Annotated in this window: 1 protein-coding gene; it reads right to left on the bottom strand. The window is 73.4% G+C overall.

Going from position 1 to position 267, the window contains the following annotated elements; genetic code table 11:
* The coding region (locus tag SB658_RS24445) for a formyltransferase family protein (protein WP_410602964.1) at nt 1-267 on the bottom strand (267 nt) is incomplete at both ends.

Genomic DNA, 267 nt, shown 5'->3' with positions numbered 1-267 from the left:
CGGTGTAAACAGCTGCTGACCGTCCAGGATGAGCCGACCCTGCCGTTCATGCAGGCGGTCGCTGGCCAGCAGGCGCAGGGCGGCGATCAGCAGCGGATGCTCGCGGGCCAGCACGCGGTCGGCCAGGGTGGCGGCATCGTCACCGGCCAGCACCGGGACCCGGGCCTGGGCGAACACGCTGCCGGCATCGAGCTCGGCGATCACGAAGTGCACGCTGGCGCCGTGCTCGGCGTCGCGCGCCTCCAGGGCGCGGGCGTGGGTGTGCAG

This window comes from Bacillus sp. SIMBA_008, assembly GCF_046535495.1.
GTDB lineage: Bacteria > Bacillota > Bacilli > Bacillales > Bacillaceae > Bacillus > Bacillus subtilis.
This window is presented reverse-complemented; position numbering and strand designations above follow the sequence as displayed.